Origin of the sequence: Streptomyces armeniacus, assembly GCF_003355155.1 — a bacterium.
GTDB lineage: Bacteria > Actinomycetota > Actinomycetes > Streptomycetales > Streptomycetaceae > Streptomyces > Streptomyces armeniacus.
In genome coordinates this window covers 271,179-297,242 of sequence record NZ_CP031320.1, presented here as the reverse complement: position 1 = coordinate 297,242, position 26,064 = coordinate 271,179, and the positions used below count along the sequence as shown (strand labels likewise).

The window sequence follows — 26,064 nt, the reverse complement described above, 5'->3', positions numbered from 1 at the left end:
CCGCCGTGCAGTGAGGTAGTACTCCGTGTCAGACCCCGTCGACCTGAAGGACAAGGTGCCGCCGGAGGCCATCAAGGCCATCCCGGTGCGCCACTACGGCCGCTGGATCAGCGCCGTGCTCGTGCTGGCGGTGCTCGCGCTGCTCGGCTGGGCGCTCTCCAACGCCGAGATCAAATGGGACACCGTCCCCGAGTACCTCGACTACGAGACCGTGCTCAAGGGCGCCGGCAACACCCTGCTGATCACCGTGCTGGGCATGCTCGTGGGCGTGCTGCTCGGCACCCTGCTCGCCGTGATGCGGCTGTCGAAGAACCCCGTGGTCAGCAGCGTCGCCTGGGGCTACGTCTGGTTCTTCCGCGGCACGCCCGTACTCGTGCAGCTGATGCTCTGGTACAACCTGGCGCTGATCTTCCCGATCCTGAACCTCGGGTTCTACAAGGACGAGATGAACGACGTGATGACGCCGTTCCTCGCCGCGCTGCTGGGACTCGGCCTCAACGAGGCCGCGTACATGGCGGAGATCAGCCGCGCGGGCATCCAGTCCGTGGACGAGGGGCAGACCGAGGCGGCGCACGCGCTCGGCATGACCCGCGGCCGCACCATGCAACGGATCGTGCTGCCGCAGGCGATGCGCGTGATCGTGCCGCCGACCGGCAACGAGTTCATCAACATGCTGAAAACCTCGTCGCTATGCTTCGCGATCCAGTTCGAGGAGCTGATGAAGTCCGTCACGGACATCTCCTCGCGGAACCTCGCGGTGATGGAGCTGCTGATGGTGGCGACGATCTGGTATCTCGTGCTCACCACGGTCTTCAGCATCGGCCAGTTCTACATCGAGCGGTACTTCCAACGCGGTTCCTCCCGTACGTTGCCCGAGACGCCGCTGCAGAGGGCGAGGAGAAACCTGATGACGTTCACCCGTGGCACGGGATCGGGGGCCAAGGCATGACCCCGATGGTGAAGGCGGAGGCCGTGCACAAGTCGTTCGGCGCCTCCCACGTGCTCAAGGGCATCGACCTGGAGGTCGCGCCGCGCGAGGTGTTCTGCCTGGTCGGGCCGTCCGGGTCCGGCAAGTCGACGTTCCTGCGGTGCATCAACCACCTGGAGAAGATCAGCGCGGGACGGCTGTCCGTCGACGGCCAGCTGGTCGGGTACCGGCAGAAGGGCGACAAGATCTACGAGCTCAAGGAGCGCGAGGTCGCCGCCCAGCGCCGGGACATCGGCATGGTCTTCCAGCGCTTCAACCTCTTCCCGCACATGACCGCGCTGGAGAACGTCACCGAGGCACCGGTCCAGGTCAAGGGCGAGTCCAAGGCGAACGCCGTGGAGCGCGCGCGGAAGCTGCTGGACCGCGTAGGGCTGCGCGACAAGGGGGACCACTACCCCGCGCAGCTCTCCGGCGGGCAGCAGCAGCGCGTGGCCATCGCCCGCGCGCTGGCGATGGAGCCGAAGCTGATGCTGTTCGACGAGCCCACCTCGGCGCTCGACCCGGAGCTGGTCGGCGAGGTGCTGGACGTCATGCGGGGGCTGGCCGAGGACGGCATGACGATGATCGTCGTGACGCACGAGATGGGCTTCGCCCGCGAGGTCGGCGACTCGCTGGTGTTCATGGACGACGGCGTGGTGGTCGAGTCCGGCCGGCCGCGTGAGGTGCTGACCGATCCGCAGCACGAGCGGACGAAGTCGTTCCTGTCGAAGGTCCTCTGAGCCGGCGGTCCCTGCGGCCCCCGCTCCGAACGTCCTCCGCAGCGCGGTACGAGCGCCCGCGGCCTCCGGGCCGCGGGCGCTCCCGCATACCCTGGAGGCGGAATTTCCCCGTTTCCCCGTTCCCCTGTACCCCTGGAGCACAGCCTTGTACTTCACCGACCGCGGCATCGAGGAGCTGGAGAAGCGGCGCGGCGAGGAGGACGTCACCCTCGGGTGGCTGGCCGAGCAGCTGCGTACGTTCGTCGACCTCAACCCGGACTTCGAGATTCCCGTGGAGCGGCTGGCGACCTGGCTGGCGCGGCTGGACGACGAGGACGACGAGGACGACGAGGGCTGAGGCCGCGGGCGGGCGGCCGACGCGTAAGTCGCGTAAGTCGCGATGCGAGGGTGCTTGCGCGGCACGGGGGTCGCGACATATCGTGTTTGCCGAGGACGCGATATGTCGTCGTACGTCGATCAGGGAGGCCGTCGTGCCCGCCGACCGTTCATGGCAGATCTCGGAGCCGCGGAAGCTCGACTTCGACGGCCCGATCGACGAGCTGCAGGTGCGCATCGTCAACGGCACCGTCAACGTCGTCGGCACCGATGACCCCACCGCGCGGCTCGAGATCAGCGAGGTGCACGGCCCGCCGCTGTGCGTCCAGCGCGAGGGCGGCAGACTCGTCGTGGCCTACGAGGACCTGCCGTGGAAGGGCTTCCTCCGGTGGCTGGACCGCAAGGGCTGGCGCCGGGGCGTGGTGGTCTCCCTCTCGGTCCCGCACGATGTCCGGCTCACGGTCGGCGTGGTCGGCGCCAGCGCCGTCGTCACCGGGATCAGCGGCCGTACGGACGTGCGCGGCGTTTCCGGCGACACCACTCTCGTGGGGCTCTCCGGCGAGGTACGGGCGGAGACGGTCTCCGGGAGCGTCGAGACGCAGGCGCTGGAGGGCACCCTGCGGATGAACTCCGTGTCGGGCGATCTCACCGTCGTCGACGGCGGCGGCTCCCGCATCAAGGCGGACTCGGTCAGCGGCTCCATGATCCTCGACCTGCACTCCTCGGCCCAGGGCGCCGACATCAGCCTCAACACCGTCTCCGGCGAGGTCGCCGTCAGACTGCCGGACCCTGCTGACGTCGAGGTCGTGGCCAACACCACCAGCGGCGCCCTGTCCAGCGCCTTCGACGAGCTGAGCATCGACGGCCAGTGGGGGGCGAAGCGGGCCGTCGGCGTCCTCGGCACGGGCAGCGGCTCGCTGCGTGCCACGTCCGTCTCCGGCGCGGTGGCGCTGCTGCGCCGGCCGCCCCGTGACGACCTGGACGACGTGCTGCATGGCGCGCGGGCCGGCGGCTCCGGCGACGACAGCCACTCCTCCGGTAAGGACGTCTGACATGCCTCCCGTCTTCGCACACGGGCGCCTGCGCCTCTATCTCCTCAAGCTCCTGGAGGAGGCGCCGCGCCACGGCTACGAAGTGATCCGGCTGCTGGAGGAGCGGTTCCACGGGCTGTACGCGCCGTCGGCCGGGACCGTCTATCCGCGGCTCGCCAAGCTGGAGGCCGAGGGCCTCGTCACCCACGCCACCGAGGGCGGCCGCAAGGTCTACTCCATCACGGAGGGCGGACGCGGCGAGCTCGCCGGCAGACAGGACGAACTCACTGATCTGGAGCGCGAGATCAGGGACTCGCTCGCCGCCCTCGCCGCCGACATCCGCGAGGACGTCAGCGGCTCGGCCCGCGCGCTCCGCATCGAGATGCGCGAACAGGCGCTGCACGCCCACGGCGCGAGCGGCGGCGCCGACGGCCGCTGGCGCAAGGAGGAGGCCAAGCGGGCCAGGCGGGAGGCGCAGGAGGCACAGCGCCGCGCCCGCGAGGAGGAGCGGCGTGCCCGCGAGGAGGACCGCCGCGCCCGGCAGCCGGGGCCCCAGGGCTGGGAGGGGCACACCGAGGCGGCCGAGGAGATCGGACGGATTGCGCGCGAGACCGAGCACCAGGTACGCGAGCAGGCGCGCGCGGGCGACTGGCAGGGCGTCGTCCAGTCCGGCTTCGAACTGGCCCGGCAGATGGGGGACTTGGATCTGGGCGGGTTGACAGGGCACACCACCTCGTGGCCGCCGTATGTGAAGCCCGACCCCGCCGGGGCCGAGACACCGGACTGGGCGGCGGAGCCGGCGTCCTCCGGCGACCCGGCGCGCGATCTGGAGCGGCTGCTGGACCGCTTCCGGGACGACGTGCGGGACGCGGCCCGCGATCACGGCGTCAGCGAGGACCAGTTGCGGGAGGTCCGCCGCCATCTGTCGACGGCGGCGGCGCACATCGGGGTGGTCCTGCGCAGACCCGAGGAGACGGAGGCACCGCGGGGAGAGGGCGCCGAGGAGAAGTGAGCCCGAGGGGGGGGCCGGGGGCCGGGGGGACCTGTACGGCCCGGTGACCGGTCACCGGGCCGTACGGCGGGCGGGCGCCGGGGTTGCCGGTGTCCGCACCCCGGAGCGGTGACGGGTCAGACCGGCTCGCGCCACATGGGCCACATCTGCGGGCCGTCCGGCAGCCGGACGGCGGTGCCGGTGAACACGAAGCCGTGCCGCTCGTACAGCGACCGGCTGCGCGGGTTGCTGGCCTCCAGGAAGGCGGGCAGCCGCAGCCGGTCGCACTCGTCCAGCACCGGCTCCAGCAGCGCGCTGCCGATGCCCCGGCCGCGCCGGTCCGCGGCCACCGCGATGGCCTGGAGATAGGCGTGGTCGACGTCCACGGAGTGCAGGTCCCCGGTCAGCCGCTCCAGCTCCGGGAGCCGCTTGTTCCCGGGGTCGGCCTCCTCGGTCCAGCGGCCGAGGTCGTCCTCGCCCACCAGCGCGCCGCCCCGTACGGAGAACCACACGGCGGCCCCGGCGCCGTCGTCCGTGACATGGACGGTGCCGTGGGCCAGGCCCATGTCGAGGAAGGCGGTGAAGAGACGGCGGTGCGCCCACTCCCGGTGCGCCTCCTCGGGGAACAGCCAGCAGCTCACGGGATCGTCGCGGAACGACTCGTGCAGCAGCTCCCCGACCGCGTCCCGGTCAGCCGGTCCGGCCTCGCGAATGCCCCCCACAACGACCCCTCTCCCCACGGCGGTTCGGCACGGCCGGGCGTGTCAGACGGTCAGCACGACCTTGCCGAACAGGTCGCCGGCGGACATCTTCTCGAACCCCTCGCGCGCCCGGTCAAGGGGGAGCGTCGAGTCGATCACCGGCCGCACCCCCGTCGCGGCGCAGAAGCTCAGCAGCGAGGCCAGCTCCTCCTTGCTGCCCATGGTCGAGCCGACGACCTTGAGCTCCAGGAAGAAGATCCGGTTCAGCTCCGTCGCGGCCGGGTTCGGGCCGCTGGTCGCGCCGGAGATCACCAGCGTGCCGCCCGGCTTCAGCGACTTGACCGAGTGCGACCAGGTCGCGGCGCCCACCGTCTCCAGCACGGCGTCGACCCGGCGCGGCAGCCGCGTGCCGCTGTCGAAGGCGCCTTCCGCGCCCAGTTCGAGCGCGCGCTGCCGCTTCGCCTCGTCCCGGCTCGTGGCGAAGACCCGCAGGCCCGCCGCCGCGCCGAGCACGATCGCCGCGGTGGCCACGCCGCCGCCCGCGCCCTGTACGAGCACGGAATCGCCGGGCCGTACGCCCGCGTTGGTGAACAGCATGCGGTACGCGGTCAGCCACGCCGTCGGCAGGCAGGCGGCCTCCTCGAAGGACAGCTCCTTCGGCTTGGGCAGCACGTTCCACTGCGGGACGGCGACCCGTTCCGCGAAGGTGCCCTGGTACTTCTCGGTGAGGAGCGAGCGCGGCTCGCGGGCGTCGACGCCGTGCCCGGTCTGCCCGATCACGGAGTGCAGCACGACCTCGTTGCCGTCCGCGTCCACGCCGGCCGCGTCGCAGCCGAGGATCATCGGCAGCGACTCCTCGTTCAGCCCGACGCCGCGCAGCGACCACAGGTCGTGGTGGTTCAGCGAGGCCGCCCTGACGTTGACGGTCGTCCAGCCCGGCGGCGTCTCCGGCTCGGGACGGTCTCCCAACTCGAGTCCGTTCAGCGGCTGATCCGGGTCGAGGCGCGCAGCGTAGGCAGCAAACATGATCCACACGCTAGCGCCGCGGGGCGGAGGCCAACCAGCCCCCGCCCCGCGAAGCGACGCACATCACCCGGCCGCGGCCCGCGGCCCGCCGTACCACCGGCAGGCCGCGGGCCCCCGGGCCGGTCCGGTCAGAGGTCGAACACCTCGTTGACCAGTTGACGCTGCTCCTCGTTGTGCCGCTTGCCGGAGCCCACGGCCGGCGACGAGGAGGACGAGCGCGAGACCCGGCGCAGCCGGTCCGCGTTGTCCGGCGCCGCGCCGATGATCAGGTCCAGGTGGTCGACCAGGTTGAGCGCGATGAACGGCCACGCGCCCTGGTTGGCCGGCTCCTCCTGGGCCCACACGTACTTCTGGGCCTTCGTGTACGGCGCCAGCGTGTCCTGGATCTCCTGCGCGGGCAGCGGGTAGAGCCGCTCGATGCGGACGATCGCGGTGTCCGTGATGCCGCGCGACTGCCGCTCGGCGTCCAGGTCGTAGTAGACCTTGCCCGAGCAGAAGACGACCTTGCGGACCTGCTCCGGGTCGACCGAGTCGTCCCCGATCACCGGACGGAAGCCGCCCGAGGTGAACTCCTCCACCTTCGACGCCGCCGCCTTGAGCCGGAGCATCGACTTCGGCGTGAAGACGACCAGCGGCCTGTGGTGCGGGTTGTGCACCTGCCAGCGCAGCAGGTGGAAGTAGTTCGACGGGAGGGTCGGCATCGCGACCGTCATGTTGTTCTGCGCGCACAGCTGCAGGAAGCGCTCGATACGGGCCGAGGAGTGGTCCGGGCCCTGGCCCTCGTAGCCGTGCGGCAGCAGCAGCGTGACGCCGGACGTCTGGTTCCACTTCTGCTCGGCCGAGCTGATGAACTCGTCCACGACGGTCTGCGCGCCGTTGACGAAGTCACCGAACTGCGCCTCCCACATCACCAGCGCCTCGGGCCTGGCGAGCGAGTACCCGTACTCGAAGCCCATCGCCGCGTACTCGCTGAGCAGCGAGTCGTAGACGTTGAACCGCGCCTGGTCCTCGGAGAGGTAGAGCAGCGGCGTGTACTCGTCGCCGGTGTCGCCGTCGACGAGGACCGCGTGCCGCTGGCCGAACGTGCCGCGCCGCGAGTCCTGGCCCGCGAGCCGGACCGGCGTGCCCTCCATCAGCAGCGAGCCGAAGGCGAGCATCTCGCCCATGGACCACTCGATGGTGCCGTCCTCGATCTGCGCCGCGCGCCGCTGGAGCTGCGGCAGGAGCCGCGGGTGCACCTTGACCCGGTCCGGGATGTTGACCTGGGACTCGGCGATCCGCTTGATGATCTCCTCGCTGACGCCGGTCTCCAGCGGTACGGGGAACTCCGCCGTCGGCTGCGGCACTTCGGCCGGCGCCGCGGCGGTGGTCGCCTCCCTGACCTCCGTGAAGACCTTCTCCAACTGCCCCTGGAAGTCCTGGAGCGCCTGCTCCGCCTCCTCCATGGTGACGTCGCCGCGGCCGATCAGGGACTCGGTGTAGAGCTTGCGCACCGAGCGCTTCTTGTCGATCAGGCTGTACATCACCGGCTGGGTGAAGTTGGGGTTGTCCATCTCGTTGTGGCCCCGGCGCCGGTAGCAGATCAGGTCGATCACGACGTCCTTGTTGAACGCCTGCCGGTATTCGAACGCGAGCCGCGCCACCCGTACGACGGCCTCGGGGTCGTCGCCGTTCACGTGGAAGATCGGCGCCTCGATCATGCGGGCCACGTCGGTGCAGTACATCGACGAGCGCGCGGACTCCGGCGCCGCCGTGTAGCCGACCTGGTTGTTGATCACGATGTGCACGGTGCCGCCGCAGCGGTAGCCGCGCAGCTGCGACATGTTCAGCGTCTCGGCCACGACGCCCTGGCCCGCGAAGGCCGCGTCGCCGTGCACCTGGATCGGCAGGACGGTGAAGTCCGTGCCGCCCTTGCCGATGATGTCCTGCTTGGCCCGTGCGACGCCCTCGACGACCGGGTCGACGGCCTCCAGGTGGGACGGGTTGGCGGTGAGCGTGACCTTGATCTGCTCGCCGTCCAGCCCGGTGAAGGTGCCCTCGTTGCCCAGGTGGTACTTCACGTCGCCGGAGCCGTGCATCGACTTCGGGTCGAGGTTGCCCTCGAACTCGCGGAAGATCTGCGCGTACGACTTGCCGACGATGTTCGCGAGCACGTTCAGCCGGCCGCGGTGCGCCATGCCGATGACGGCCTCGTCCAGGCGCGCCTCGGCGGCCGCGTCGATCACCGCGTCGAGCAGCGGGATGACCGACTCGCCGCCCTCGAGCGAGAACCGCTTCTGGCCGACGTACTTGGTCTGCAGGAAGGTCTCGAACGCCTCCGCCGCGTTGAGCCGGCGCAGGATCCGCAGCTGCTCCTCACGCTCCGGGGAGGCGTGCGGCCGCTCCACGCGGTCCTGGATCCACTTGCGTTCCTTCGGGCTCTGGATGTGCATGTACTCGATGCCGGTGGTCCGGCAGTACGAGTCGCGCAGCACACCGAGGATCTCGCGCAGCTTCGCCATCGTCCGGCCGGCGAAGCCGCCGACCGCGAACTCCCGCTCCAGGTCCCACAGCGTCAGCCCGTGCTCGTTGATGTCGAGGTCGGGGTGCTTGCGCTGCTTGTACTCCAGCGGGTCGGTGTCGGCCATGACGTGGCCGCGCACGCGGTAGGAGTGGATCAGGTCGAAGACGCGGGCGGCCTTGGTGACGTCGTCGTCGTGGGAGACGTCGATGTCCTTGAGCCAGCGGACCGGCTCGTACGGGATGCGCAGCGCCTCGAAGATGTCGTCGAAGAAGCCGTTCTCGCCGAGCAGCAGCTGGTGCATGATCCGCAGGAACTCGCCGGACGCGGCGCCCTGGATCACCCGGTGGTCGTACGTGCTGGTCAGCGTCATGACCTTGGAGACGCCGAGCCGGTGCAGGGTGTCCTGCGAGGTGCCCTGGAACTCCGCCGGGTACTCCATCGCCCCGACGCCCACGATCAGGCCCTGGCCGGGCATGAGGCGGGGCACGGAGTGGACGGTGCCGATGCCGCCGGGGTTGGTCAGCGACGCGGTGACGCCGGAGAAGTCCTCCATCGTCAGCTTGTTGCTGCGGGCGCGGCGGACGATGTCCTCGTACGCCTGCCAGAACTCGAAGAAGGTGAGCGTCTCCGCCTTCTTGATGGCGGCCACTACGAGCTGCCGGTCGCCGTTCGGCTTGACCAGGTCGATGGCGAGCCCGAGGTTGATGTGGTCCGGCTTGACCAGGGTGGGCTTGCCGTCCTTCTCGGCGTACGCGTGGTTCATCGTCGGCATCGCCTTCAGCGCCTGCACCATGGCGTAGCCGATGAGGTGCGTGAAGGACACCTTGCCGCCGCGGGCGCGCTTGAGGTGGTTGTTGATGACGATGCGGTTGTCGATGAGGAGCTTGACCGGGATGGCGCGCACCGACGTGGCGGTGGGCAGCTCCAGCGACGCGTTCATGTTCTTCGCGACGGCGGCGGACGGGCCCCGCAGGGGCACGTACTCCGGGCCGCCCTCCTCCGCGGCGGGCTCGTCCGCCTTGGCGGGGGCCCCCGCGCCCGCGCTCGGCTTGGCCGGTGCCGGCTTCGCGGGCGCTGCCGGTGCGGCCTGCGCCTGGGCGGGTGCGGACTTCGCGGGCGCCTGCTGCGCCGGTGCCTGCTGCTGCGCGGGCGGCGCGGCCTGCGCGGGCGCCTGCTGCGCCGGTGCGGCCTGGGCCTGCGCGGGAGCGGCCTGGGCCGGCGGCTGCTGCGCCGGGGGCGCGGGCGGCGCGGCGGCGCCCGAGGCGCTCGCTCCCGACTTCCCGTCGCCCTTCAGGCTGGCCCCGGCCGGGCCTGGCTTGTAATCCGCGAAGAAGTCCCACCAGGCTCGGTCTACCGAGTTGGGGTCCTGGAGGTACTGCTGGTAGATCTCGTCGACGAGCCACTCGTTGGGTCCGAACGCGGCGGCGGGGTTATTCCCCTCACCGTGCTGTTCGGCAGAGACGCTCGAGGTATTGGGGGACTGTGACGACACGGCGACAACCGCCCTCTTCCGCTTCCTAAGATGGTGGACAGCGGAAGTAAAGGCTACGCCTTCCAGCCGGTTCGTTGCAGTCTGAACGGGCTGTCGTCGTGCAAGTCACATCCGAGACCTGGTTTCAAGGCAGGTTTTGGCGGGAAACACACGACGTTCAGCGTCAGTCGGCAACCGGGAGACGTCGCCTCGGCGTCCGTGTCCGCGTGCTCGTGCGACCCTACGTCAACAAGCGGCCCGCTACCGACCCGGAAGCATGACCTGGATCCGGCACCCCCGGGGGGATTCGGCCACGCGGATCCGTCCGCCGTGCAGATCGACCGCCCAGCGCGCGATCGCCAGGCCCAGCCCGGTGCCCCCGTCGCCCGAGCCCGACTGGGCGCCGCCCGGCCCCTTCGTACGGCTGAAGCGCTCGAAGACGCGGTGCCGCTGGGACTCCGGGATGCCGGGGCCCTCGTCCAGCACCTCGACCTCAAGGCTCTCCGGGGCGCTGCCGCCGCGGGCACGCACGGTGACGCGGCCGTGCGGCGGGCTGTGCTTGACGGCGTTGTCGATCAGGTTGGCGACGACCTGGTGCAGCCGTTCCGCGTCCGCGTGCGCGGTCAGCTCGGGCGGCGAGACGTCCAGGTGGAGGTGGACGTCCGTACGGGCGTGCCCCTGGCCCTTGCTCATGTTGGCCTCCTTGAGCACGCCCGCGAGGTACGGCCACACCTCGAAGCGCCGCGCGTGCAGCGGCACCACGCCGCTGTCCAGCCGCGACAGGTCGAGCAGGTGCTCCACCAGCCGCCCGAGCCGCTGGGTCTGCTGGAGGGCGGTGCGCATGGTCTCCGGGTCGGCGTCGGAGACCCCGTCGACAACGTTCTCCAGTACGGCGCGCAGCGCGGCGATCGGGGTGCGCAGCTCGTGCGACACGTTGGCCACCAGCTCCTTGCGGTGCTGGTCGACGGCCTCCAGGTCGGCGGCCATCTGGTTGAAGGTGGCGGCCAGTTCGCCGAACTCGTCGCGCCGCCCGCCCCGTACCCGCTGCGTGTAGTCCCCCTGCGCCATGCCGCGTGCCGCGTCAGTCATCTCGTCCAGCGGCGCGGTCAGCGACTGCGCGACGAACTGCGTGATCAGCAGCGAGACGATGATCGAGAGGATCGTGATCACACGCAGCTCGGTCGCCGAGTGGACGGCGAACAGCGCCAGCAGCGTGGTGATCACGACCGAGGTGATCACCACCGCGCCGAGCGCCGCCTTGACCGAGCGGTACGGGTCGAGCGGCCGGAGCGCTTCCCACGTGCGCGCCCATGTCCGGCTCCAGGCCGCGCGTACGCGTGGCGAACCGGCGGTCACGTCACGTCACGCCCCGTCGGTGACGGATGTGACCGGTGTGGCCGCCGAGGCGGGGGTGCCCGAGGAGGGCGACTCCAGGGCGTACCCGACGCCGTGGACCGTACGGATGCGCTCGGCGCCGATCTTCCGGCGCAGCGCCTTGATGTGGCTGTCGACGGTGCGGGTGCCGGAGGCGTCCGCCCAGTCCCACACCTCGGCGAGCAGCTGCTCGCGGGAGAGCACGGCGCGCGGCGAGTGCGCCAGGCAGACGAGCAGGTCGAACTCGGTCGGCGTGAGGTGCACGTCCTCGCCCGTCACCCGGACCCTGCGCTGTGCGTGGTCTATCTCCAGCTCACCGAGCCGCAGCGTCCCGCTGCGCGGTGTGTGCGCGGCGAGCGTGGCCCGCTCCACGCGGCGCAGCAGGACGTGCACCCGGGCGGCGAGCTCGCGCATGGAGAACGGCTTGGTCATGTAGTCGTCGGCGCCGACACCGAGCCCGACGAGCATGTCGGTCTCGTCGTCACGCGCGGTGAGCATCAGCACCGGCAGCGGGCGCTGCGCCTGTACGCGGCGGCACACCTCGAGTCCGTCGAAGCCCGGCAGCATGACGTCCAGGACGAGCAGGTCGGGCTGCCATGCCTCGGCGGTTTCGACGGCGGCCGGCCCGTCGCCGGCCGTTTGCACCTGGAAGCCCTCGGCGCGCAAGCGCATGCTGATGGCGTCGACGATGGTGGGATCGTCCTCGACCACCAGAATGCGACGCTGGGCGCCAGGGGTGGTCGCCGCAGCGGCTTGGCCGTTATGCGTTGATGTGGTGTTGGTCTGGTCCATTCGGTGCCGCCCCTGCGTTGCCCCTGTGGCTTTGTGTGTGTCTGCTGGCAGCAGCGTAAGGGCCTCGTGCACGTGTGGGCTACGCCGGTCTCATTGCGAAGTGAACGACGTCGGGAACGCCCCGGGCGACTGGTGTCTCTTCCGTACGGACCCGACTGAATCCGTTATTCCGCAGTAGTTCCTCGAATGCGGGGGAGTGTCGGGCCGACCAGACCGCCAGCACCCCGCCGGGGGTCAGCCGGGCACGGCAGGCGGCGAGTCCGGTGGGGGAGTACAGCGAGCGGTTGCCGTCGGTGACGGTCCAGTCGGGGCCGTTGTCGATGTCGAGGCAGAGCGCGTCGTAGCGGTCTCGGGTGGCGCGCAGGTGCTCCAGGAGGTCCGCGTGTACGAGCTCGGTGCGCGCGTCGGCGCGGGCTTCGGCGGTGAACGGGGCGAGTGGTCCAGACCTGTGCCATTCCACCACGGCCTCCTCGCGCTCGACCACCGTGATGCGCCCCCAGCGCGGTTCGCGCGCCGCCTCGGCCAGCGAGAAGCCGACGCCGAGGCCGCCGAGCAGCAGGCGCGGTCCGGGCCGTACGGGCAGGGCGTCGAGCGCGGCGCGGACCAGCAGCCGTTCGGAACGGCCGTCCGAGGTGTCCATCAGGAAGCAGCCGTTGGCGATGATCTGCAGCAGTTCGCCACTGCGCCGCAGCACCACCTCGCCGTACGGGCCGGTGCGGCGGTCGAGGACGACGGGCCGGCCGTCGTCGGGCGCCTGCGTCTCGTCCGGTGCGTGCATGGCTTCCGCTGCTCCGTCCGCTCGTGCCGTTCCCGCTGCCGTTCCGCCGTGCCCGGTCAGTCCTCGACGGCCCGGTCCAGCGCCCGCTCCAGCAGCGCGATGGCGTCGGACAGCGGCGGCACGGGGTCGGAGAGGTCGGTGACGACGACGTGGTCACCGTAGGTGACGCGGTAGAGGAACTGGTCGCGGAGGTCCGGGTCCACGTTGCGGCTGGGCTGCGTGCCGAGCCGGGCGCCGTCCAGCAGGCGGCGCAGCCGGGACAGCTCGGCGGGCGTGAAGCGGCCGGTGCGGCCCGGGATGTCGCGGAGGGAGGTGGTGTACGAGCCGTCGGTGCGGACCGCGATCTCCTTGTCGACGCCCGCGTAGCCGCCGGAGACGTGCAGGGTGACGAGCCGCGCGCGGCTGCCGGACGGGTCCGGGCCCGGGGACCGCTCCGGGGACGGGGACTCCTCCGCAGTGGCGTCCTCCGAGCGCGGGGCGTCCCCCGAGCAGCCCGCGAAGGCGCCGAGCAGCAGCCCGGTCATGAGGGTGCGACGGGTGACACGGGGAGGTGACATGTCTGGAGTATCCCGGATCGCTGAGAGCGAACAAGCGCCCGTACGAGCCCCGTTCCCGCGCCGTCCCCCGTACGGGCGCCGGGGAACAGCCCGCCGCCGACCGGGGTTGTCGACCACGCGACTCCTTCCTTCGGGTCCCCTCGTTCGGATCCCCCCGGTGGGCCGGCTATCGCCGACAGCGAACGCCCGCCGCTCACGGGAACATCCCACCCCCTCCGTGCATTGAGTCTTGATAGCTCAACTTGCCTGCCTAGGGAGAGATCATGGCTTCGACGTCCGAAACACTCACCCTGCCCGTGCTGCCCCTCGACGACGAGGTGGTCCTGCCGGGGATGGTGGTGCCGCTGGACCTGTCCGACACCGAGGTACGCGCCGCGGTCGAGGCCGCGCAGTCCGCCGCGCCCGAGGGGAAGAAGCCGCGGGTGCTGCTCGTCCCGCGCGTGGACGGCAACTACGCCGGCATCGGTGTGCTTGGCCGGGTCGAGCAGGTGGGGCGGCTCGCCGACGGCGACCCGGGCGCGCTCATCCGCGGCCTGCGCCGGGTCCGTATCGGCTCCGGTACGGCCGGCCCGGGTGCCGCACTGTGGGTGGAGGGCAGCGAGGTCACCGAGACCGCGCCCGACCCCGTGCCCGGCGCGGTCGCCGAACTGGTCAAGGAGTACAAGGCGCTGGCCACCAGCTGGCTCCGCAAGCGCGGTGCCTGGGAGGTGGTGGACCGGGTGCAGCAGATCGACGACGTGGCGCAGCTCGCCGACAACGCCGGCTACTCGCCGTTCCTGTCCACCGCGCAGAAGATCGAACTGCTGGAGACCACCGACCCCGTGCAGCGGCTGCGGTTCGCCGTGGAGACGCTCCGCGAGCACCTCGCCGAGCAGGACGTGGCCGAGTCCATCGCCAAGGACGTCCAGGAGGGCGTCGACAAGCAGCAGCGCGAGTTCCTGCTGCGGCGCCAGCTGGAGGCCGTACGGAAGGAGCTCGCGGAGCTGAACGGGGACGACGCGGCTGAAGGCGATGGAGTGGATGCCTACCGCGCCCGCGTCGAGGCAGCCGCGCTCCCGGAGGACGTCCGCAAGGCGGCGCTCAAGGAGGTCGACAAGCTGGAGCGGTCCTCCGACCAGAGCCCCGAGGGCAGCTGGATCCGCACCTGGCTGGACACCGTGCTCGAGATGCCGTGGAACGAACGGACCGACGACGCGTACGACATCGCGGGCGCCAAGGAGGTCCTGGACGCCGACCACGCCGGGCTGGCGGACGTGAAGGAGCGCATCACCGAGTACCTGGCGGTGCGCAAGCGCCGCGAGGAGCGCGGGCTGGGCGTCATCGGCGGCCGACGCGGCGGCGCCGTACTGGCGCTGGTCGGCCCGCCCGGGGTCGGCAAGACCTCGCTGGGCGAGAGCGTCGCGCGGGCGATGGGGCGGAAGTTCGTACGGGTCGCGCTGGGCGGCGTACGTGACGAGGCGGAGATCCGCGGCCACCGCCGTACGTACGTCGGGGCGCTGCCCGGGCGGATCGTACGGGCCGTCAAGGAGGCCGGTTCGATGAACCCGGTGGTGCTCCTGGACGAGATCGACAAGGTCGGCTCGGACTTCCGCGGCGACCCGGCCGCGGCCCTGCTGGAGGTGCTGGACCCAGCGCAGAATCACACGTTCCGGGACCACTACCTGGAGGTCGAACTCGACCTCTCCGACGTGGTGTTCCTGGCCACGGCCAATGTCATGGAGGCCATCCCGGAGGCGCTCCTGGACCGGATGGAGGTCGTGCAGCTCGACGGCTACACCGAGGACGAGAAGGTCACCATCGCCCGCGACCACCTGCTGGCCCGGCAGCTCGAACGGGCCGGACTGGCCGGTGACGAGGTGACCCTGGACGAGTCCGCGCTGCGCAAGCTCGCGAGCGAGTACACGCGTGAGGCGGGCGTACGGAACCTGGAGCGCGCCGTCGCACGCGTCCTGCGCAAGGTCGCGGCCGAGCACGAACTCGGCGAGCGCGAGCTGCCGTTCACCGTCGGTCCGGACGCCCTGCGCAAGCTCATCGGGCGGCCGCACCACACCCCGGAGGCCGCGCAGGACCCGGCCGAGCGGCGTACGGCGGTGCCGGGCGTGGCCACCGGCCTGGCGGTCACGGGCGCGGGCGGCGACGTGCTGTACGTGGAGGCGTCGCTGGCCGATCCGGAGGCGGGCGGCAGCGGGCTCACGCTGACCGGGCAGCTCGGTGACGTGATGAAGGAGTCCGCGCACATCGCGCTCTCCTACCTGCGTTCGCGCGGCGCCGAACTGGAGCTGCCCGTCGCCGACCTCAAGGAGCGCGGTATCCACCTGCACGTGCCCGCGGGCGCGGTGCCCAAGGACGGGCCGAGCGCGGGCATCACCATGACCACCGCGCTGGCCTCGCTGCTCAGCGGGCGCCAGGTGCGGCCGGACGTGGCGATGACGGGCGAGGTCTCGCTGACCGGGCGGGTGCTGCCGATCGGCGGCGTCAAGCAGAAGCTGCTGGCGGCGCACCGCGCCGGGGTGACCACCGTGATCATCCCGAAGCGGAACGAGCCGGACCTGGACGACGTGCCGGAGGAGGTGCTGGCCGGCCTTGACGTCCACCCGGTCTCGGACGTACGCCGGGTGCTGGAGCTGGCGCTCACCCCGGCCTCCGCGGAGCTCCCGGTCGCGGCGTGACGGACGCGGCCGGGAAGGGCGGCCGCGTGCCCCGGCGCGCGGCCGTACCGACGGCACGGCCGCGCGTGGCCGTACCGCAGGAATGGCCCCCTCCCGCCCTGGTGGAGGGGGCCACTCCTGGTCTGTGGCGGCGCTGCCGCCGCGTGCCGGGGCCTAGCCGTTGGCGAGGGCCTGCAGGCGGTCGTACGCGCCGTTGAAGACGTTGTGGTCACCGACGATGGGGCCCGTCGAGGTGTACTGCCAGAAGGTGTAGAAGCCCCAGCCGTTCGGCAGCGCGCCCGGCCCGGAGGCGTAGCGGGCGACCCACAGCGGGTTGGTGGCGCCGAAGCTGCCGTCGTTGCCGGTGCAGGTGGCCCACCAGTTGGTGGTCGTGTAGATCACGGCGTCGCGGCCGGTGCGGGCCTTGTACGTGTTGGTGAAGTCGCGGATCCAGTTGACCATCGCGCCGGCGCTCATGTCGTAGCAGTCGTTGCCGTCGTACGGGTTGTACTCGATGTCGAGTACGCCCGGCAGCGTCTTGCCGTCCTTCGACCAGCCGCCCCCGTGGTCCACGAAGAAGTTGGCCTGGGCGGCGCCGCTGGAGTCCTTCGGGTTGGCGAAGTGGTACGCGCCGCGGATCATGCCGACGTTGTACGAGCCGTTGTACTGCTGCGTGAAGTAGTCGTTCTGGTAGTACGTGCCTTCGGTGCCCTTGACGTAGGCCCAGCGGACTCCGCTGTTCCACAGCGCGTTCCAGTCGACGTTCCCCTGGTGGCCGGAGACGTCGACGCCTTCCACGCTCGCCGCCAGGCTCGGCGGCGGCTCCTCCTGCGGCTTGCCTCCCTCGTGCCGCTCGACCGACATGCCCATCCACGCGTCGCCGCGCTTGACGGGCCCGCGGTCCTCGCCCGGGGCGGCGGACGCCGTGCCGGGCAGGGTGACGACGAGGGCGAGAACGGACAGGAGCATCCCGGCCGCGGTGGCGACACGGCGCGTGGGGCTGCTGGAACCGGATCTGTAGCTGGGCATCGCTGCCTCCGAAGACCTCAGTGGGGGATGTGCCGGGGGGTGGGACGGTGCCTGGTGGTACGGAGCGGTGCGGGGGTGCGTACGGTGCGGAGCGTGCGCGTGGTGCGGGGGAGCACGTGGTGCCGAGGGGGTGACATGCCCGGAGTGCGGTGGTGTGGACATGCCATGGGAAAGATACGCGCGTAGAACTCCCGGGTGGAAGAGGGCTCGTGGGCTGCCGTTGGTCTACTCCTGCGAAATACTGGCGGAGCTGCGACGATCGCGTGCGCTGGCAGGAACTTTCATCATGGGAAAAGCCGGAGAGGGCGCTGACGTGCACAATGCCGGGACCGAAGGTGACGCTTCGACGAATCCGCGGGACGCCGCGGACCGCGGCCACGATCCGGCGGGCGGGCCGTACGGGCCCGAGTTCCTCGACCTCGAACGGGAGTTGGCGGTTTTCCTCCGCCGCGCCCGCGCCTCCTCCGGCGAGATGGCCCGCGAGGTGCACCCTGACCTGGAGCCCGCCGCGTACGGGCTGCTCGTACGGCTCGAGGAGGCCGGACCGCAGCGGGCCACCGAGCTCGCGACGTACTTCGGGGTCGGCAAGGCCACGATGAGCCGCCAGTTGGCGGCCCTGGAGACGCTCGGTCTGGTCGCCCGCACGAGGGACCCCGCCGACGGGCGTGCCTCGCTCGTGGAGCTGACACCGGGCGGCCGGGACCGCTTCACGCGGGTACGGCAGGCGCGGCGCGCGGAGTACGGGCGCAAGCTGGCGGCGTGGGACCGCGGGGAGATCTCCGAACTGGCGCGGCTGCTGCACCGGCTGAACGGGCTGGGCAACACGGAGGACTGACGCGGCGTACGGCGCCCGCCCCGCGTGCGGCTCGTACGCCGGCCTGCGTACGGCTCGTACGCCCGCCCGCGTGCGCCCGGGGCTACACCCCGCCCGTCGTGCCCCGCCGCGCCTCCGCCTGCGGCAGCTCGGCGAACACCGTAGTCGCGTCGTCGTGCGCCTTCCCGCGCGGGAACGCGGTGCAGTCCGGGTCCGCGTCTTCCGCCGTGCGCACCCGTGCGACGAGCGCGTACGGGCCCTCCTTCCGCACCAGGTCCAGCAGTCCGGACCAGTCGCCGAGCCGGAACGTCTCGACCCAGCGGGACGCGCCGTCCGTGAGGCCGAGCAGCGCGGTGACGTCCGTACGCGGCGTGGTGCCGGTGACCGCGAGCCGGGCCACGGCCGGGTCGGCGGCCGCGGTGTAGAAGCCGCCGCCGTCGGGCGCGTTGCGCAGCGCCTCGACGGCGCGGGCGTACGCGGCGCCCGCCGTGGCGCGTTCGGCGGAGCCGCGCGGGAGGGCGCGGACACCGGCGCGCATCGAGCGGACACGGTCGGGGAGTTGATCGAGGCGCGCGTCGAGCACGGGCGTCACGGAGCCGTCGGCGCGCTCCAGGAGCAGTGCGGAGTCCGAGAGCACCAGGTGTTCGACCGTCCCCTCGTCCCAGCGGGCCGCGACGACGGTCGCCTGCGGAGTGCGCGAGTGAGAAAGGTCACAGGTTTCGCGGTGCGCGTCGGAGGTACGCGTAATGGCCTCCGCGAGGCACTCGGCGAGCGTCAGATCCCGCGGGGAGGCGGCCAGTTCGAGCAGCGCGCCGCCCAGCCGTGAGGTGAACCAGGGCACGCCGTGCACACACCCGTCGTCGCCCGCGGGCGGGGTCACCCCGTCGAGGACGACGAGGGCTCCGCCGTCGCCGGAGGCGGGCAACGCCACGGATGTGTAGTCCTCGTTGGGGCGTCCCGGGCCGCCCGGTTCGCTCGCCATCTCGATGCGCATGGGACAAGTCTGCCGGAGCCCTGAGCGGCGGATTCGGGCACCCGTACGGTTTCCGGGGATTGGCCTGGACCAGCAGGTCAGGGGTGTGCCGCGGTGCCCCGGCGTGCTCCGTGCGGTGCCGGACGCGGTCCTTCAGGCGGCTCCGTACGAGTGCGGGCGCGCATACTGCCAGGCTCCCGCGCGGATTTCCAACCGCGGCCACGGGCGGGCCCGTACGCAGCCGCGATCCGAGTTGTCTACCAACTCCCGCGTGATGTTCACTCCTTCGGGTGGTGCGGAAGGGGAACCACACCCGCCCCAATTCGGCACTGGAAGGGTCGTGCGTCGTCAGTCGGGGCGGGAGCCTTCTCGCGCCACATGAGTTGGGCTGTCGCCTCCGGGGCCGTTCCCGGGCCGGGCGGGACGAGATTGCGAGCGCGGGTGCGGACGAACCGACTTCGGAAATCTGGCAAGCCTGCCGCCACCACGGCGTCCCCTACGCCACGTACACCGCGCCGGGCGCGCGTACGCAACCGGCTGCTCATCTCCGTCGCGCTCACCGCCGTCTGCGTCGCCGCGGCCGGAGCCCCCGCCGTCCTCTCCGCCTCCGGATCGCTCGCCGACGCGCAGGACCGCGTCGACCAGGCCGTCCTGGACCAGCGGATCATCGCCCTCACGCACTCCCTCGCCGACGAACGCGAGGACCTCGTCGTGTACGCCGCCGCCGGACGCGAGCGCGGCACGGGGGGCACGGGCGGCACCGAGGTCGGCACCGGTTCGACCGCCGGCAGCCCCACCGGCGTGTCCGCGTCCCAACGGGCCCGGCTGAAGCGGCAGATCGCCGCAGTACGCGGCTCCGACGAGGTGCCCGCGGACCTCAAGGAGCGGCTGGCCCGGCTGCCCGGCAAGCGGCAGCAGGACGGCGCCGGGCAGGCCGCCGCCCTGGCGACGTACGAGTCGTACACCGACACCATCCAGCGCCTCCAGGCCGTGACCCGCGACGGCGGCTCCTCCGGCACCGCCGCGTTGCCGCACCTGGGCCGCGCCGTCGCCCAGGCGTCCGGCACCCGCGGTCTGCTGCACGGCGCGCTCGAGGCGGCCGGTTCGCAGCCGGAGCTGACGGCGGCGGCCGAGCTGGCACGCGTACGGGAGCAGGGCGCGCAGGAGGACTTCGAGCAGACGGCGGACAGCGGCCCGCGCGAGACCTTCGAGAAAGCGGTGACCGGCAGCGACGTCAACGCCGCGCACCGGTATCTGCGGCGGCTCACCGAACGCACCTCGCCCGGCCCCGCAGACTGGTCGAACGTGGACGGCGAACGCGTCGCCGCCGCCCTCTCGGCCCGTGTGGGCCTGATGCGCGGTGTCCACTCGTCGCTCGCCGCCGCCGAGGTGCGGCGGCTGGAGGGGCTGCGGGACGACGAGGTGACGGACGCGGAGCTGCGCGCCGCACTCGTCGGCGGCAGCCTGCTGCTGGCGCTCGCCACCGGTGTGCAGTCGGCGCGTTCGCTCGCCCGGCCGCTCGCGGTGGTGCGGCGCGGCGCGCGGCGGCTCGCCGCCGATCCGGTGGGCGAGGAGCCGGTGCGGTTCACCGGCCGCAACGACGAGTTCGCCGACGTGGTCCGCGCGCTGAACCAGCTGCGGGACACGGCGGCGGCGCTGCACGAGCGTACGGCGGACGGCGCGGCCTCCGTAGGGAGCGCGGCGGCGTCTGTAGGGAGCGCGGCCGCGGGCGCGGACGGTGCGGACAGCGCCGGAACGGGCGGCGCGGGAACGGAGCCGCACACCCCGCCGCTGGGCGCCCCGGCCGTCTCCGCCCCCGAGGTCGCGCGGCTGCGCGCCGGACACGCCGCCCTGGCACAGGAGACGGCCGCCGCGCCGCAGCCGTCCCAGGCCGACAGCCCGGTGGCGCTCCTGGGGCAGCGCACCCTCGGGCTGATCGAACGCCTGCTGGCCAACATCGAGGCGCTGGAGGCGGACGAGACCGACCCCGGCCGCCTCGGCACCCTGTTCACGCTCGACCACCTGGCCACCCGCACCCGCCGGCACAGCGAGGGACTGCTGCTGCTCGCCGGCGCCGTACGCCCGGTCCCGCACCACGACGGGCCCGTCCCGCTGCTCGACGTGCTGCGCGCGGCGGTCAGCGAGACGGAGCAGTACGAGCGCGTACGGCTCGCCCCGCTGCCGCCGCAGGCGTACGTGACCGAGCACGCGGCGGACGACGTGAGCCACCTCGTCGCCGAACTCCTCGACAATGCCACCGCGTTCTCCGCCCCGGAGTCCGAGGCCCAGCTGACCGGCTGGCTGCTGCAGAACGGCGAGATCATGCTCTCCGTACAGGACCAGGGCACCGGCATGACCGGCGAACGCCTCGCCGAGCTCAACGAGTTGCTGTCCGCCCCCGTCCCGCCGGAGCCCGTACGTCCGGGCGTCGACGCAGGCGGCAGCGCGGGCCTGGGGCTGCACGTGGCGGCCCGGCTGGCGGCGCGGCACGGTCTGCGCGTACAGCTGCGCCGGCAGACGCGTGGCGGCATCGCCGCCGCGGTGATCCTGCCGCTCGAGGTGCTGGCGGAGGCGGGCCCGGAGGCCGGCGCCGCCGCGCCGGACGACGGCGCCGCGCGCGCGGCGGCGGCACCGGCCGCGGCCGGTGCGCCGGGCAGCCTGCCGGGCTCGGTGGCGGAGGCCAACTCCAACGCGCTGCCCGTACGGCGTCGGCGCACCGCCACGGTGCCGCACCCGCCCGCGCTGGAGCGGAACGTCACCCCGCCGATACCCGTCCCCGCCCCCGCGCCTGACGCGCCGCAGCACGAGTCCGCGGACGACGCCGGCCGCGAGGGCACCAGAGGAGACGACGCCGTACGGAGCGACGCGGCGCCGGACGACTCCGTACGGAGTGACACCGTGCGGAGTGACGCGGCGCCGGAAGGCGACACTGTACGGGAGCACACCGGGACCGTCCCGGACGTCACCGGCACGGGGCTGCCCAGGCGCACCCCGAAGCAGGGGAAGCACGCCGCGCCCGCCGGTCCGCCGCCGCAGCGCAAGGGCGGCGCCGACCCGGAGGAACTCCGCCGGCGCCTCGGCGGCCTGCAGCGAGGCGCACAGAAGGGCCGACGTGACGCGGCGGCGGAGATCGCCGCTGAACGAGGTGCGAACGAAGAGGAGTCTCTGCCGTGAACGCCCCCACTGCCCCCACCACGGAGCACACACCCGTCAGCAGCGGAGTGCGCAGTCTGCGCTGGCTGTTGTCGGACCTTGTCGCGGAGGTGCCCGGACTGCTGTCCGTCGCCGTCGTCTCCGCCGACGGGCTGCCGATGCTGTCCTCCGATGATGACCCGGCTGACCCCGCCGACCCCGGTCCACGGTCCGCGCCACACGAGACCGGCGCGGACCTCGCCACCATCGTCTCCGGGCTCGCCTCTCTCACCACGGGCGCCTCCGAGCTGATGGAGGCCGGTGCCGTGAAGCAGACGATGGTCTCCATGGACGACGGCAGCCTGTGCGTCATGTCCATCAGCGACGGCTCGCTGCTGGGCGCGTACGCCGCGCCCGACTGCGACATGAGCGCCGTCGCGTATCACATGGCGCTGTTCGTCGGCCGGGCCGGCCATCTGCTCACACCCGAACTCCGCACCGAGCTGCGCCGGTCGCTGCGGACGGAGACCGGGACGGAGCGGGAGCGCCGGCCGTGACCCGGCTCCCCGCGCTGCCCGTACGCGCGCCCGCGAGGGTGCGTCCGTACGCGCTGACCGGCGGCCGTACCGGCGCCGGGCGGGTGCTGCTCGTGGAGACCTTCGTGGCCACGGCCGAGGTGCCGCCGCGCCGCACCGGGCGGCGCGGCCCGCAGGGCCCGCTCGGCGAACGGGGGCTGCCCGAAGCGCGGGCCATCATCGAACTGTGCCGCAGGATGCGCACGGTGGCGGAGATATCCGCGCTCCTGCGGATGCCGCTGGGCGTGGTGCGGGTGCTGCTGAGCGAACTGGCGGACCAGGGCCGTATCCGCGTGCACGGCACGGGGCACGGCACCGGGCCGCCCGATCACGCGCTGCTGGAAAGGGTGTTGGGTGGACTCCGCAGACTGTGAACAGGACCCGCCGGGCTCCGGGCCGCGCCGGGGCGGCGAACCGCGCTGGCGCGACGACCTGAGCAGCGCGCCCATCTCCACGAAGATCGTGGTGGCGGGCGGCTTCGGGGTCGGCAAGACGACATTCGTCGGGGCCGTCTCCGAGATCGAACCGCTGCGCACCGAGGCGGTGATGACCAGCGCGAGCGAGCTGACCGACGACCTCGTGGCCACCCCGGACAAGACCACGACGACCGTCGCGCTCGACTTCGGGCGGATCACGCTCGACGAAGGCCTGGTGCTGTACCTGTTCGGCACGCCCGGCCAGCAGCGGTTCTGGTTCATGTGGGACGACCTCGTACGGGGCGCGATCGGCGCGGTGGTGCTGGCGGACACGCGGCGGCTGCAGGAGTGCTTCCCGGCGATCGACTACTTCGAGGCGTGCCGCCTGCCGTACGCGGTCGCCGTCAACCACTTCGAGGGCACCCGCGCGTACGCCACCGAGGACGTACGCGAGGCGCTGTCCGTGCCGGACACGGTCCCGGTCGCGCTGGTGGACGCCCGGCGTCGCGGGGCCGTCACCGAGTCGCTGGTCACCCTGGTGGGCCACGCGCGGGAACTGGCGGTCGTCTGAGGGCGGTTGGCGCCTTCCGCGGAGCGGCTCGTTCCGGTAGGACACAGCCAGCGAGCCCGGCCCCCCGGGGCACGGCCCGGCGGGGCACGGCCCGGCAGAACATTCACACCCTCACACAGGGAGATCCGCCATGCGGAAGATACTCGTCGTCGGAGCCGGGCAGGCCGGGCTCCAGCTCGCGCTCAGCCTCCAGGGCAGGGGCTACGAGGTGACGGTGATGTCCAACCGTACGCCGGACGAGATACGCGCCGGCCGGGTCATGTCCACCCAGGTCATGTTCGACCAGGCGCTCCAGCACGAGCGGGACGCCGGCCTCGACTGCTGGGAGAGCCAGGCGCCCCCGATCGAGGCCATCGGCGTCTCCGTCGCCGCCCCCGACCCGGCCACCGGCGCGGCCGGCGAGTTCCCGGAGCGCGCCGTCGACTGGCTCGGCAGCCTCGACGCGTACGCGCAGTCCGTGGACCAGCGGGTGAAGATGGCCGGCTGGATGGAGATGTTCGCGGCGCGCGGCGGCCAGTTGGTGATCCACGGCGCCGCCGTCTCGGATCTGGACTTCTTCGCCGGGAAGTACGACCTGGTGCTGGTGGCAGCGGGCAAGGGCGAGCTGGTGTCGATGTTCGCGCGGGACGCGGCCCGCTCTCCGTACGACAGCCCGCAGCGCGCGCTCGCCGTCTCGTACGTGCACGGGCTGGCGCCGCGTTCGGACGAGCCGGACGTCGAGGCCGTCCGCTGCAATCTGGTGCCGGGCGTCGGCGAACTGTTCGTCATGCCGTGCCTGACCACCTCCGGACGGTGCGACATCCTGTTCTGGGAGGGCCTGCCCGGCGGCCCTCTGGACGTCTTCCAGGGCGTCAGCGACCCGAACGAGCACCTGGCCACGACGCTGGAGCTGATGGAGCGCTACACGCCCTGGGAGTACGCGCGCGCCACCAACGTCGAGCTCACGGACGAGCAGGGCACCCTCGCGGGCCGGTACGCGCCGACCGTGCGGCACCCCGTCGGGCACCTGCCGGGTGGCGGCGCCGCGCTGGGCGTGGCGGACGTCGTGGTGGCCAACGACCCGATCACGGGGCAGGGTTCGAACTCCGCGTCCAAGTGCGCGGCAACCTATCTCGCGGCGATCGTCGAACGCGGCGACCTGCCGTTCGACGAGCAGTGGATGCGGGAGACGTTCGACCACTACTGGGCGACGGCACGGCACGTCACGAAGTGGACGAACGCGATGCTGGCGCCGCCGCCCGAGCACGTCCTCACGCTGCTCGGCGCCGGCATGCGGCACCAGGAGGTGGCCGACCGCATCGCCAACGGGTTCAACGACCCCGCCGACTTCGAGGACTTCTTCTACGAGCCCAGGGCGGCGGAGCGCTATCTGGCGTCGCTCGAGCGCGGTTCGGTCCCGCGCGCCTGACCGGCGTCCGTACGCGCGGCGTCCGTACGCGCGGCGCCCGGAACCGCGTCGTCGGGGCCCGCGTCGGCGGGCAGCGGCGGGGCCTCGTACGAGGGCAGCGGCGGCGCCCACGGGTCGGGGCGTACGGCGCCGATCACCGGGTTCGCGGCAATCGGCGAGACCTTGACCCGGGCGCCGGGGCGCGGCGCCTGCACGATGCGGCCCTGGCCCGCGTACAGGCCGACATGGGTGGCGCCCGCGAAGTAGAGCACCAGGTCGCCGGGGCGCAGCTCGCGCAGCGGCACCCGTTCGAGCCGCCGCCACTGCTGCTGGCTCGTGCGCGGGATGGCGCGCCCGGCCCGCGCCCAGGCGCGTGCGGTGAGGCCGGAGCAGTCGTACGCGCGCGGGCCCTCGGCGCCCCAGGCGTACGGCTTGCCGCGCTGCGCGAGGGCGAACTCCAGCGCGCGGCGGCCCTGCTCGGACGGCGCGCGCGTGCCGGCCTGGGCGTCCCCGCCGGGTGCGCCGCCCTTCGGGGTGTCGCCGCCGAGCGCGCCGCCCGCCAGGAACTCCCGCTGCGCGCGTGCGTCCTGCGTGCTCTCCAGCTGCCGCAGCCGCGCCAGCCGCTCCGGCGGCAGCGCCGCCAGCATCCGCTCCACCTGGCGCAGCCGCCGCTGCGCCGCGTCGCGGTGCGCCTTGCGCGTGGCCGCCAGCCGCCGCTGCTTCTCGAGCGCTCCGCGCGCGCGGAGCGCGAGCGCGTCCCGCTGCCGCTCCCCGCTGGTCAGCCGCTTCACCGCGACGGCCTGCCGGCCGACCGCGCGCTGCAGCGCGTGCCCGCCCTGGAGGGCGCGTACGGGGTCGTCGGCCAGCAGCACCTGTACGGAGGGCGGCAGACCGGCGGCCTGCTCGCGGTACTGCTGCCGGGCGAGCCGCCCGGCCTCGGCCCGTCCGGCGTCCACGGCGCTGCGGGTGCGCACCAGCCGCGCGTTGAGCCGGCGGACCTCCGCCTGCTGTGCCTTCAGCCGCTCCGCGGCGCCGTTGTACGCCTCCGAGGCGGCCTCGGTCTGGCGGTACAGCGTCCGCATCCGGGTCAGCAGCTCGCCGAGCGACCGGCCGCCGGGCTCCGCCGGTGCCGCCGCCGCGGCGGGCCGCCCGGCCCGTACGGTGTGCCGGTCCTGCGGTACGGGCTGGGCCGGCTGGGCGGTCACGACCACCATGGCCGCGGTGGCCACCGCCACCGCGCTGACGGACCGTACGGGAATCAGCGGACTCACCT

Annotated in this window: 22 protein-coding genes; 12 read left to right on the top strand and 10 right to left on the bottom strand. The window is 72.6% G+C overall.

The features are described from left to right. The first annotated feature begins 25 nt into the window (after positions 1-25). The 5 genes from DVA86_RS01270 (at position 26) to DVA86_RS01250 (ending at position 4,065) form a co-directional block, all read left to right on the top strand. Entirely contained in the window at positions 26-949 is a 924-nt protein-coding gene (locus DVA86_RS01270; protein ID WP_208875035.1) for an amino acid ABC transporter permease, read from the top strand. Next, positions 946-1,707 carry an amino acid ABC transporter ATP-binding protein gene (locus DVA86_RS01265; protein WP_281279261.1) on the top strand — a complete coding sequence of 254 codons (762 nt, stop codon included), beginning with the start codon at positions 946-948 and terminating at the stop codon, positions 1,705-1,707. Before DVA86_RS01270 ends, DVA86_RS01265 begins: the two co-directional genes overlap by 4 nt. A 145-nt stretch (positions 1,708-1,852) precedes the next feature. After that, positions 1,853-2,044, top strand: coding sequence for a DUF6104 family protein (locus DVA86_RS01260; RefSeq protein ID WP_208875034.1), 192 nt, complete (start codon positions 1,853-1,855; stop codon positions 2,042-2,044). A gap of 133 nt (positions 2,045-2,177) precedes the next feature. Continuing rightward, complete coding sequence (locus DVA86_RS01255) at positions 2,178-3,074, top strand: DUF4097 family beta strand repeat-containing protein (RefSeq protein WP_208875033.1); 897 nt, start codon at positions 2,178-2,180, stop codon at positions 3,072-3,074. 1 nt (position 3,075) lies between these two features. Beyond that, the gene (locus tag DVA86_RS01250; protein ID WP_208875032.1) at positions 3,076-4,065 is read left to right on the top strand and encodes a PadR family transcriptional regulator; all 990 of its coding nucleotides are present in this window, start codon (positions 3,076-3,078) and stop codon (positions 4,063-4,065) included. Between the two features lie 116 nt (positions 4,066-4,181). On the opposite strand, the gene DVA86_RS01245 is transcribed toward DVA86_RS01250, so the two are convergent. The 7 genes from DVA86_RS01245 to DVA86_RS01215 form a co-directional block, all read right to left on the bottom strand. Continuing rightward, a complete protein-coding gene (locus DVA86_RS01245) occupies positions 4,182-4,766 on the bottom strand; it encodes a GNAT family N-acetyltransferase (protein ID WP_208875031.1) in 585 nt (194 codons plus the stop codon). 42 nt (positions 4,767-4,808) lie between these two features. Then, positions 4,809-5,771 (bottom strand): zinc-binding dehydrogenase, encoded by a 963-nt coding sequence (locus DVA86_RS01240; protein ID WP_208875029.1) that lies wholly within the window; start codon positions 5,769-5,771, stop codon positions 4,809-4,811. Positions 5,772-5,899: 128 nt separating this feature from the next. After that, positions 5,900-9,766: a multifunctional oxoglutarate decarboxylase/oxoglutarate dehydrogenase thiamine pyrophosphate-binding subunit/dihydrolipoyllysine-residue succinyltransferase subunit gene (locus DVA86_RS01235; protein ID WP_208875028.1), complete on the bottom strand. Its 3,867-nt coding sequence runs from the start codon at positions 9,764-9,766 to the stop codon at positions 5,900-5,902. Positions 9,767-10,006: 240 nt separating this feature from the next. After that, a complete protein-coding gene (locus DVA86_RS01230; RefSeq protein ID WP_208875026.1) occupies positions 10,007-11,101 on the bottom strand; it encodes a HAMP domain-containing sensor histidine kinase in 1,095 nt (364 codons plus the stop codon). Between the two features lie 6 nt (positions 11,102-11,107). Continuing rightward, a complete protein-coding gene (locus DVA86_RS01225; protein ID WP_208875024.1) occupies positions 11,108-11,911 on the bottom strand; it encodes a response regulator transcription factor in 804 nt (267 codons plus the stop codon). Positions 11,912-11,990: 79 nt separating this feature from the next. Further along, positions 11,991-12,689: a polyamine aminopropyltransferase gene (locus DVA86_RS01220; protein ID WP_208875022.1), complete on the bottom strand. Its 699-nt coding sequence runs from the start codon at positions 12,687-12,689 to the stop codon at positions 11,991-11,993. A gap of 56 nt (positions 12,690-12,745) precedes the next feature. After that, positions 12,746-13,246 (bottom strand): hypothetical protein, encoded by a 501-nt coding sequence (locus tag DVA86_RS01215; protein WP_208875020.1) that lies wholly within the window; start codon positions 13,244-13,246, stop codon positions 12,746-12,748. A 263-nt stretch (positions 13,247-13,509) separates the two neighbouring features. Between DVA86_RS01215 and lon the strand changes: the two genes are divergently transcribed. Beyond that, the gene (lon, locus tag DVA86_RS01210; protein ID WP_208875018.1) at positions 13,510-15,915 is read left to right on the top strand and encodes an endopeptidase La; all 2,406 of its coding nucleotides are present in this window, start codon (positions 13,510-13,512) and stop codon (positions 15,913-15,915) included. A gap of 153 nt (positions 15,916-16,068) precedes the next feature. On the opposite strand, the gene DVA86_RS01205 is transcribed toward lon, so the two are convergent. Beyond that, positions 16,069-16,923: a lysozyme gene (locus DVA86_RS01205; RefSeq protein ID WP_208875016.1), complete on the bottom strand. Its 855-nt coding sequence runs from the start codon at positions 16,921-16,923 to the stop codon at positions 16,069-16,071. Between the two features lie 286 nt (positions 16,924-17,209). Here DVA86_RS01205 and DVA86_RS01200 point away from each other — a divergent pair, with 286 nt between their 5' ends. Further along, positions 17,210-17,758, top strand: coding sequence for a MarR family winged helix-turn-helix transcriptional regulator (locus DVA86_RS01200; RefSeq protein ID WP_208875014.1), 549 nt, complete (start codon positions 17,210-17,212; stop codon positions 17,756-17,758). Positions 17,759-17,840: 82 nt separating this feature from the next. On the opposite strand, the gene DVA86_RS01195 is transcribed toward DVA86_RS01200, so the two are convergent. Further along, positions 17,841-18,731 (bottom strand): protein phosphatase 2C domain-containing protein, encoded by an 891-nt coding sequence (locus DVA86_RS01195; RefSeq protein WP_208875012.1) that lies wholly within the window; start codon positions 18,729-18,731, stop codon positions 17,841-17,843. 420 nt (positions 18,732-19,151) lie between these two features. Between DVA86_RS01195 and DVA86_RS01190 the strand changes: the two genes are divergently transcribed. From DVA86_RS01190 to DVA86_RS01170, 5 genes are all read left to right on the top strand, one after another. After that, complete coding sequence (locus DVA86_RS01190) at positions 19,152-21,884, top strand: sensor histidine kinase (RefSeq protein ID WP_208875004.1); 2,733 nt, start codon at positions 19,152-19,154, stop codon at positions 21,882-21,884. Continuing rightward, positions 21,881-22,399: a roadblock/LC7 domain-containing protein gene (locus tag DVA86_RS01185; RefSeq protein WP_208875003.1), complete on the top strand. Its 519-nt coding sequence runs from the start codon at positions 21,881-21,883 to the stop codon at positions 22,397-22,399. The genes DVA86_RS01190 and DVA86_RS01185 overlap by 4 nt, the downstream gene beginning before the upstream one ends. Continuing rightward, on the top strand, positions 22,396-22,791 hold the full coding sequence (locus DVA86_RS01180) for a DUF742 domain-containing protein (RefSeq protein ID WP_208875001.1): 396 nt from the start codon (positions 22,396-22,398) through the stop codon (positions 22,789-22,791). Before DVA86_RS01185 ends, DVA86_RS01180 begins: the two co-directional genes overlap by 4 nt. Next, entirely contained in the window at positions 22,772-23,404 is a 633-nt protein-coding gene (locus DVA86_RS01175) for a GTP-binding protein (RefSeq protein ID WP_208875000.1), read from the top strand. Before DVA86_RS01180 ends, DVA86_RS01175 begins: the two co-directional genes overlap by 20 nt. Positions 23,405-23,534: 130 nt before the next feature. Beyond that, positions 23,535-24,812 carry a styrene monooxygenase/indole monooxygenase family protein gene (locus tag DVA86_RS01170; RefSeq protein WP_208874998.1) on the top strand — a complete coding sequence of 426 codons (1,278 nt, stop codon included), beginning with the start codon at positions 23,535-23,537 and terminating at the stop codon, positions 24,810-24,812. Here DVA86_RS01170 and DVA86_RS01165 read toward each other — a convergent pair. Next, positions 24,770-26,062, bottom strand: coding sequence for a C40 family peptidase (locus DVA86_RS01165; protein ID WP_208874997.1), 1,293 nt, complete (start codon positions 26,060-26,062; stop codon positions 24,770-24,772). The genes DVA86_RS01170 and DVA86_RS01165 overlap by 43 nt on opposite strands. Positions 26,063-26,064: the final 2 nt, after the last annotated feature.